Annotated in this window: 6 protein-coding genes and 2 pseudogenes; 6 read left to right on the forward strand and 2 right to left on the reverse strand. The window is 67.9% G+C overall.

The annotated features are described in order from the left end of the window. From GRC12_RS38180 to GRC12_RS38200, 5 genes and pseudogenes are all read left to right on the forward strand, one after another. A pseudogene (locus GRC12_RS38180) lies at nt 1-452 on the forward strand (glutamine synthetase); the annotation flags it as partial. Between the two features lie 267 nt (nt 453-719). Next, nucleotides 720-1,829, forward strand: coding sequence for a radical SAM protein (locus tag GRC12_RS38185; RefSeq protein ID WP_208784872.1), 1,110 nt, complete (start codon nt 720-722; stop codon nt 1,827-1,829). 4 nt (nt 1,830-1,833) lie between these two features. After that, nucleotides 1,834-1,974, forward strand: a complete 141-nt coding sequence (locus tag GRC12_RS38190; protein ID WP_208784873.1) for a hypothetical protein — start codon at nt 1,834-1,836, stop codon at nt 1,972-1,974. A 63-nt stretch (nt 1,975-2,037) separates the two neighbouring features. Beyond that, nucleotides 2,038-2,850: an aminoglycoside phosphotransferase gene (locus tag GRC12_RS38195; RefSeq protein WP_244374410.1), complete on the forward strand. Its 813-nt coding sequence runs from the start codon at nt 2,038-2,040 to the stop codon at nt 2,848-2,850. 425 nt (nt 2,851-3,275) lie between these two features. Next, a complete protein-coding gene (locus tag GRC12_RS38200; protein ID WP_244374412.1) occupies nt 3,276-4,310 on the forward strand; it encodes a hypothetical protein in 1,035 nt (344 codons plus the stop codon). A 564-nt stretch (nt 4,311-4,874) separates the two neighbouring features. Here the strand turns inward: GRC12_RS38200 and GRC12_RS38205 are convergent. Together GRC12_RS38205 and GRC12_RS38210 are read right to left on the reverse strand one after the other, a co-directional pair. Then, nucleotides 4,875-7,088: a GmrSD restriction endonuclease domain-containing protein gene (locus GRC12_RS38205; RefSeq protein WP_208784875.1), complete on the reverse strand. Its 2,214-nt coding sequence runs from the start codon at nt 7,086-7,088 to the stop codon at nt 4,875-4,877. 211 nt (nt 7,089-7,299) lie between these two features. Further along, entirely contained in the window at nt 7,300-7,623 is a 324-nt protein-coding gene (locus GRC12_RS38210; RefSeq protein WP_208784877.1) for a hypothetical protein, read from the reverse strand. Between the two features lie 311 nt (nt 7,624-7,934). Between GRC12_RS38210 and GRC12_RS38215 the strand changes: the two are divergent. Next, nucleotides 7,935-8,189 (forward strand): annotated as a pseudogene (locus GRC12_RS38215) (Hsp70 family protein); the annotation flags it as partial. Nucleotides 8,190-8,907 lie beyond the last annotated feature (718 nt).

Raw genomic sequence — 8,907 nt, forward strand, 5'->3', positions numbered from 1 at the left:
TGGCGCCCCTGTACGCGCCCACCCCCAACTCCTACAAACGCTACCGGCCGTATTCCTTCGCCCCCACCCGCTACAACTGGGGCCACGACCACCGCGGCTGCGCCATCCGCATCAGCGGCCACGGCCCAGGCACCCACCTCGAGGTACGACTGGCTGGCGCCGACGCCAACGCCTACCTCGCCCTCGCCGCCTACACCGCCGCCATCACCCACGGCATCCAAGAACGCCTGACGCCCCGGCCGGCCTGCGACGGCGACGCCTACCAAGACCAGGGCTCCATCCCCCTGTATCGAGATCTCGCCGAAGCCCTCGCATACTTCGCCAACAGCACCATCGCTCACCTCCTGCTCGGCAAAGACGTGGTGCGGCACTACTCCCAAGCGGCACGCGCCGAACTCGACTGGCACCGCAGGCACGTCACCGACCTCGAACGGCAACGCGGCATCCGCTGAGACACCCTGTCCCTCTTGCCGCCAAGCCCGAACTCCCCGCTCAGCGGCAAGAGGTCCAACTCCTTGAGTCCCCCGGTCGGACGGTGGTCGGGGGACTCAAGGGCCGAGCCTTCTCCGGCGGCCCGGATGCCCTACCCCCTGGCCGTCGGACCTGGGCCACCCCCGGCGCGGGGAGCGTCACGATTCGTCGCTCACCCCACGGTGACGTCACCGCCTGCGCCCGGGCTCTCACCTCAGCAGCTCGCTCTCATGTGAAGGGAAGACGACGTGCACCAGCTCGTTGCGACACCGTTCGGGGGGCGGCGCCTCGTCCTGCGCCCAGGCAGCGCCAAGGCCATCCACCTCCCCCACACCACATTCGATGAGTTGTGCACGCTGGCGGCGGCGTCAAGCGTCGTTCCCGGCTGGCTCGTCGATGCCGCACACGCTCAGTGGCAGATGGAACTGGGCGGCCGTCTCATCGACGAGGTGGTCCTGATACGGCAGGCCGGACCATACGCGTTCAGTCGGGCGACGTGGGAGATCAATCTCGGCTGCGACTACGACTGCGTGATGTGCTACCTCCGCGAGAAGAAGTTCGAGGGCCTCGATATGGAGGGCAAGCGTCGGCTACTGGCCCTCATGCGGGACGCCGGAGTGATCTGGCTGCAGATCACCGGCGGGGAGCCGCTCATCGACCCCGACTTCCCCGAGGCCTACCGACTCGCGCACCAACTGGGCATGCAGGTAGAGGTCTTGTCCAACGGATCCAGGCTCCGCAAGCCGCACATCCTCAACCTGCTGCGCACCTACCCGCCCACCAAACTGACCTTGAGTGTGTACGGCGCGACGGCCGACACGTACGACATGGTGACCCGCAGCCGTGGAGGCTTCGACCGTTTCCGCGAGGGCCTGGACATGGCCCGCGACGCCGGACTGAACATCGAGCTGAGCCTGATCATCGTGCAGGACAACGCGCACGAGGTCGACGCGATGCGGGCGTGGGCGGGTCAGCTTGGCGTGCGCTACAAGGAGTACGCGAACATTTCGCCGACAATCCACGGCACCGCCGAGCCTCTGCCGCAGCAGTCGCCCGAGTACCTCACCCATCGGCAGCCGTTCACCGGCTGCCCCGCCGGCGTGACGTTCTTCCACTCTGATCCGTTCGGGCGGGCCTCGATCTGCAAGGTCGGCCGCGAACCGAACATCGACCTGATCGCCGAAGGCGTGGAAGGTCTGGCCCGACTCGGCGAGATCGCCGAGTCCCTCATGCTTCGCACCGGAGGATGCAGCGGCTGCACCCTGTCCGGCACGTGCCGGGTGTGCAGGCCGATGGCGAAGGTCTTCCAGGAGGCGAAGGCACCACTTTCACACTACTGCCAACACGGAAAGAGGTAGCCACATGACTGCTGTCATGGTCGAGATCACGCCCAAACCGGAAGCCGCCACCCTGGACCCGGACGCGATCATCCTGGTCAGCGACGTCGAAACGCTGACCGAGGACACCCTCCCCGGCTGCGGCGACGACAACCCCTACAACTGAACCACTCGCTGGGGCCGCCCCACGCGGCCCCAGCGCTGTTCCCCCCTCCCGGAGGAGACCGAAATGCCCACCCAGCGCCTGACCGAACTCCCTAACACCGTGCTGCGGCTGATCGAGAAGGTCAGCGGCCGCGTGGTCGACGTCGCCCCCATCAACGCCGGCCTGAACAGCACCATCGCCGCCCGAGTGCACACCGTCGACCGCACCCTGTTCCTCAAGGGCCTGCCGCTCGATCACCCCCGCGTGTGGACCCAGAAACGAGAAGCCCAGATCGCCCCCTACGTCCGCAGCATCGCGCCCCCACTGCTGTGGCATATCGAAGACGAAGGCTGGAGTCTGCTCGGCTTTGAGTACGTCGAAGGCGGACACGCCGACTTCACCCCCAACTCACCAGACCTGCCCGCCGTCATGGCATCCATGATCCGGCTAACCGAGGTGCCGCCGCCGGCGGCACTCGAGCTCAAAGACATGCCGCACCGGCTGCGGGTATACGTGGACGACCCCGCGGACCTGTCATGGTTCGCCGGCAGCAGCCTCCTCCACACCGAATGGAACCCGCACAACCTCCTCATCTCACACGGCAACGCCCTGCTCGTGGACTGGGGATGGGCCTCCTGTGGCGCCGCCTGGATCGACCCGGCGCTGTGGCTGCTGTGGCTCATCGCCCACGGCCACACCCCCGACCAGGCAGAAAACGCCGCCGCCGCTCACCCCGCCTGGCCTCAGGCCCCGCGCGCAGGCCTTGACGCCCTGGCCCGCGTCCAACACCGCCTCTGGAATGCGATCGCAGCCGAAAGCACAGACGACTGGGCGAAACCCATGCAGCACGCAGCCCACACCTGGGCCACACACCGAGGGAACGACCCCCTGAACTGATGAGGTGTTGACCTTCGGCTTCCACTCTTCACGTGAGCTACCAGGTGAACGCCGGCATCGAGGGCGAGTTCGTGCTGCACACGAACGGACGTCCGGCCGGACTCCCGCGTGGAAGCACAACCCCGACCACCTGCTGCAGCACCCACCCGCCGCCAGCGCGCTCTTCCGCCACACGCCGTTGCCCGGCTGCGCCGGCACCTGGCACCGCTGTATGCGCCCACCCCCAACAGGTACAAACGCGTCCAGTCGCGCTCCTGCAGCCGCCACCCGCTCAAGGTCAGCGATGCGAGCGGGTGACCCAGTACGCACCTGAACCCCTTCTTCGTCCGATCTATCACTATTTCTGAAGGATTCACGTGATGCAGATATCCCCTCCAAGGGAGCGGTCCCTGGGGAAGAAGCAGGCAAACCTGCTCGCGGCCATCATGCGAGGGGTGCCCATCCTGGGATGCGGCAAGGAGCGCCACGTCCTGACGGACCTTGATGTCCGCAGCGCGCTGGACACCCTTGCGCCCGGCGACGACGCGCAGCAGACCGGAGAGCTGAACCGGGCGCGTCCGCGGCTGCTGAACGCGATCATCGGGCCCGAGGCCAGACGCACCGGCTACATCTCGGGCCTGCCCCGCCACGGCGTCGAGCCGCTGTTGCGGACGGTCAGCGAGACGGTCAGGGGCCCGCTGGTCCTGCGGGTCGTGTACGGCGCCAGCACCGAAGTCCCGCTTCGGGCACTGAGCTACGTCCTGCCGGCCGTCCGCATGGCGGCCCGGCTGACCGCAGCCGGCCAGCGCGCCCCCTACCTGAAGATCGTGCTGGCCGGCCCGCTCGGCAGCCGCGTCAACGCCCTGCCCGGGCCCGTCACAGCCACGGAGACCAAGCTGCTCGCCCACTGCCTCAACCGGCTCCTGTCGGCGCTGGCTCCGGGGTGTTACGGGCTCTACCGCACCCGGCCGTCCGCCGAAATCCTCGGCGCGCTGGACGACCTGGTGCACACTCTCACCCCGGCCCGGAGGGCGGCAGTCCTCGACCGGCTCGGCGGCAAGGGCGGCGCCACCACCGACGAGCAGACCCTGCAGTATGCCGCCGCCCACGTCCTCCTCCACGACCGAACCAACGACGTCCCCCTCGACCTGGACCTCGGCACGCCCGCGCCACAGCACGCTCCGGTCATCGACCTCGGCAGCCTCCAGGAACGCCACTTCCACCACGTACGACGGCTGTTCGCAACCAGCGGCGCGGACGACACCAGCCCCACTGCACTGGTACTGACCCGGCACTCGGTACCGCCCTACACCATGGCCAGAGGCGGCGACCTCGGACTGCGCGCATTCCTCGACGGAACAAGCCCGCAAGGGGGGCCACTGGCCCCCGCCGCCCGTCACGACCTGCGGCTGCTACAGACCCACTTCCCCTCCGAGGAACTGCACGACCTCCTCACCGTGCGGCGCGAGGCGCTGCAATGACCAACACGCCCGCGTCGATGACCGAACAGGGACCGGACAGAGGGGCGGCAGGGTGCCGCGAAAGCGGTCCTGCGGCCGGCCCGTCGGTTGTTGTGCGTCTCATCTTTGGCGATCATGGAGGCCGACGACGAGCTGTGGCAGCAGTACGACACTCTGGCCCGCCGCGCCTACGGGCAGCCGGTCGAGGACATCATGCGTCTGGGGCGCGCATGCGGGCCGACCGGTCGCCATGCGCGACGGTCAGGTCGTCGCCGCCGCACTGGGCCTGCTGGTCCCGCAATACCTCGGTCGCCAGCCGGGGCCCGGCGCCAGCACCGCGTGCAGATGCATTGCACCGGAAGAACGCGGCGCCCGGCTCGCAACCCATCTGATGGGTGAGCGGTTGCGCCCCCCTGCAGGCGGGGGGCCGTCGTGGCCACGCTGTGGACCGCCTCCACCGGCTACGTCCGCCGCCTGGGCTGGCAGACCCCCCAGTCCAGGTGTACTCGCGCACGGTCCCCACCAAGCCCAAGCGGTGCTTCACCGCGTCCAGGTTCGAGACGGCCTCGGTGACGCCGGGAGCAATCACAGGGCGCCGGAGGCCACTGCGCGGTCGCGCAGGGCCCGCAGGCTGATGCGGACCCCCGCCTCGTCTTCGATGTGCCATTCGTTCATGCCCTGGCAGGTCTTGGTGCCGCGGGCGACAGCGCCGGCTTCGTCGACCCGGCCGTAGGGGGTGCCTCCGGTCGCAGCGAGGATGATCCCGCCGTCTTCGTCGATGGTGGCCCAGTGATCCGTGGAGCGGTAGGTGAGCACGATCCGTGTGCCGGCGGTGAGGACGTGGGCCGCGATCATTCGGGCGACATCCGTGCGGCGGCGCCCCGCGGCCGGCCTGCGCTGGGCGGTGGCCGCGCGAGTCTGCGCTGGCGGCTCGTCGCTGCCGTCTGGCTCGCCGGGCGCGGTGACGGGCAGGCCGAGACGCTCGGGGTTGAAGATGTGTTCGAACAGACTCAGATACAGCTCCTGGCGGGTCTGGACGACGGAGGTCATCGTCTCCCGGGGGCCGAACGGCCTGAGGACCTTGTCGAGCTTGTGGGTCTTGATGAACTCGCGCAGCAGTGGGTTTCGTTGGTCATAGCCGGGGGCGATGATGCCGAGCAGGATGTTGCTGCGCGCGTAGTAGACGGCCTTGTCGGGCAGGGGCAGGTCGTTGATGGATGAGTTCTCGCGGCCCATGAGCAGGCCCAGGCCGCCCAGTTGGTTGCGGCGGCTGCGGAAGACGACGGGATCGGGGATTTCCTCCTTCACGCGGTGGTGGTGGTTGGCCCACAGGTGCTCGATGTGGAACCGGTCGCGGTCGAGGTAGGCCAGCACGTCGTGGGGACGCTGGCAGGCCTCTTCGACGTAGGCGGTGGCCCGGGCGAGCAGGTAGCGGATCTGGTGGGCGTTGTTGCCGCGCAGTCCGAGCGTGACCGCATCACGGATCGAGCCGGCGTCCTGGGTGACGAGGTCGCCGAGCGCGGCGGCGACCTCGGCCACGGTGCGGCACCTGCGCAGGACGGGGACGAGGGTGTCGTGGGTGAGGGTGTCGGCGTCGGCCGACTGCACGGGCAGGTCCTGCAGGACCCTCAACGCGTACCAGCGGTCCATGTAGTCAGCGACGAGGCGGCCTTTGTCCTTGGCGTCGGAGGGACGGTCGTCGGGGTCGATGGCGGCGAGGATGGCGACGGCCTGGCAGCTCAGGCCGTTGCGTTCGTTGAACAGCACCGTCTCCAGGCGGTCGGCGCCTGTCTTGAGCGCGCGGCCGGCGGCGAGGAAGGGCCTAAACAGTCTGGCCGACTTCAGCAGGTCCTGCACGAAGTGCAGGAAGTTGTCGGGGCGTTCAGGAACCAGGTGCAGGTGGGCGGCGTTCTGGCGGACCCATACGTTGAGGTTGCTGTCGATCTGCCGGCGGTCCTCGTCCTGGCCCTCGCGGGCGCAGCGGGCCAGCAGGAAAGCCTTGATGAAGCGGGATGCGGCTGTGGAATCCTCCCGGTCGGTGGCCAGTTCCCTCAGCATCTCCTGCCATTGGGTGTTCAGCCGGTCCTCATTCGCTCCGACGTGGGACAGCAGGTGGCTCTTGAGGAGGTCCACGGCGGTCAGGCGGGCACCGCGGTCGTTCATCGTCTCGAACATCCGGTAGCCATGGTCAGCACTGGCCGCGCGGATCCCGACCAGGACCACCCGGTCCAGCAGCCACTCGGTGAACCGGGTCAGGTTTTCCGCATCGAGCTCCTCCGCGAGCTGGGATTCGACCTGCCGGCTGCGCGCCCACAGATTGCGCCGCGAGAGCGAATCCCCCACGCCGGTTTCGTAGGTGCGGGCATCGGCGACCGCGCGCAGGACGGGTTCGTGATCGGTGATGCCGAGCGAGAAGTGCTCTCCGTCCGTCGTGATCACCCGGTTGAGCCGGTCGACGGCCCGGGTGTCTGCGCGCTCCTGCGCAGCAAGCCGAAGCTGCAGGAAGAGCAGGTGCAGCGTGACGAACCGCTGCTGCCCGTCGACGAGGTAGCGCCGGTTCCTGGAGGGCTCGTAGTAGACGAACGGCCCCAGGAAGTACTGCGGCGCGGTGTGCGGCCGGCGCAGAAAGGACGGGTTGGCGGACCAGTTCCGAAACGATCCGCACAGATCCCGCAGCAGCGTGCGGACTTCGTCCTCGCCCCACGTGTATTCACGCTGGTAGTAGTCGATCTCATAGGTCACGTCACGGAACAGTTCCTTCAGGCTGAAGCCCTGGGACCTGATCTCGTCCGAACCCATGACACCACTCCCCACCTGCCCGGTCGTCTGCCCATGTTCCCAACTCCGCCAGGGTGCGTACAGACAGCCTGCACGCGCAGAGGCCACGAGAGGAAAACGCGGTCCGTTGTTCGAGGGCTTCGCCGTCAGCCGGGCGCCCTGGAGCAGGCTTCTCTTTGCCGGGGCAGGCCCGTCCGCCACACGCGAAACGGCCGAAAGGTGCAGCGTCAGTTCACGGAAGGACGGAGCGGGATGTCCGGGTCATCGCGAAAGGAGGGTGCAGGTGCGTGGCACGACGGGACATCAAGAAGATCATCGGTGAGGTCGGCGAGAGCCGCCGGATGCTCGCCGAACCCACACCGAGATCACGACGCAGGCCCAGGTGCAGGAGAGCCGGCACGGCAAGGTCCTGGAACACGTCCCCTACAGCACGACCGGCGTGCGGGAGGAGAACCGCGAACTGCGCCACCGGCAGGAACGCATGCTCAACGACCTCGGCCAAGTCCGCACCGCCGTCGACAACCTGCACCGCGAGATCGCCCAGGCCTGGGCCCACACCCTGAGCCTGCCCCACATCCCCAGCCCTGCCGGACCGGCCGAGGACGCTCCCCCGGCCCGGCAGGCACCGGCCCTGGAAGCCGGGGCCGGCCTCGACGAGCGGAAGGACGACACACCCGTGCCCGACCAGCACGCGCCGGATGCCGCCGACACCCCGCCCACCGACACCGACGAGCCCCTCTTCCTCACTCCGCCCGAACCGACAGACCGGGCCACGCCGACGGACGGGCAGGCCACGCAGCGAGCACGGGATGACCCCGCCGGTGCTTCGCACGCGCCCGCCGCTCACGCCGAAGTGGCGGGCGCCGCAGGTGCCTTGCCGAGCGCAACACGACGATCCCGACCAAGCGCTACGAGGTATTCACCACCGCCGAGGACAACCAGACGTCCGTGCAGATCCCGGTCTACCAGGGCGAGCGCGACATCACGGCATACAACAAGAAACTCGGGATGTTGGAACTGACCGGGTTGCCGCCGGCACCCCGCGGCGTCCCGCAGATCGAGGTCACCTTCGACATCGACTACGCAGGCCGCATCCACGTCACAGCCACAGACCTCGCCACCGAAAACATCCACGCGACTCTGGACAGCGGCGACGCTGCCCGGCACACCGCCGCCGCCCGCGACACCACCAGGCTTCTCGTGCACCGACCCCCACCACCCCCTCCCACCACAGACACGTGGACCCCCGGCCAGCAAAAGTGACCTCACACGCCGTTGACCCCACGAGCTGCTGTTCCCTAGATGCCGGGCATAGTCACCCCGTCGAGGCCCATCGGGGTCCTGCAGGGTGGCCCTGCCGCCCGACCTTGCGTCAGGATGACGTGTCGAGCTGAGCACACGGCGGTGTGCTGCCGATTCCCTGGCAACATATGCACATATGTTGATTTGCGCATACATTCCTTCATATCTTTGGAAAGCCTTGGTCCACATCCTGGAACCTATTCGCGGTTTCAAGGCTCACCTTGCCGTGCCGCAAAGCGGCGATCAGGACAAGTGATCACATAAAGCGCGAGGGCGGGATCGCTGAATTTTCCATCTATTTATTTTTCCTTGAGCCAGACTGAACGTGCATGGTGCGTGGCCTGATTGTGCCGTGTCGCCTTCTGTGAAGATCACCTCGTTTTCTGGCGCCCCCGTCTCACGGTGGGTGTAAGACGTTGTTGTCTTTCCGGGCTTGAGGGCTGCGTTTCCGCTGTTCGGGCATAGGGTCGACGATCCCGTGGGAGTTGTGGCCTGTCGTGCTGTCGCTGCTTGGGAGGTCGTGGATGCCGTCGGTGGT

This window comes from Streptomyces griseorubiginosus (genome assembly GCF_017614965.1).
GTDB lineage: Bacteria > Actinomycetota > Actinomycetes > Streptomycetales > Streptomycetaceae > Streptomyces > Streptomyces griseorubiginosus_B.

What these genes read in the sequence shown, in the direction of transcription:
- GRC12_RS38190 (WP_208784873.1), top strand. Translation starts at nt 1,834, where the DNA reads ATGACTGCTGTCATGGTCGAGATCACGCCCAAACCGGAAGCCGCCACC.
- GRC12_RS38195 (WP_244374410.1), top strand. Translation starts at nt 2,038, where the DNA reads ATGCCCACCCAGCGCCTGACCGAACTCCCTAACACCGTGCTGCGGCTG.
- GRC12_RS38200 (WP_244374412.1), top strand. Translation starts at nt 3,276, where the DNA reads ATGCGAGGGGTGCCCATCCTGGGATGCGGCAAGGAGCGCCACGTCCTG.
- GRC12_RS38205 (WP_208784875.1), bottom strand. Translation starts at nt 7,088, where the DNA reads ATGGGTTCGGACGAGATCAGGTCCCAGGGCTTCAGCCTGAAGGAACTG.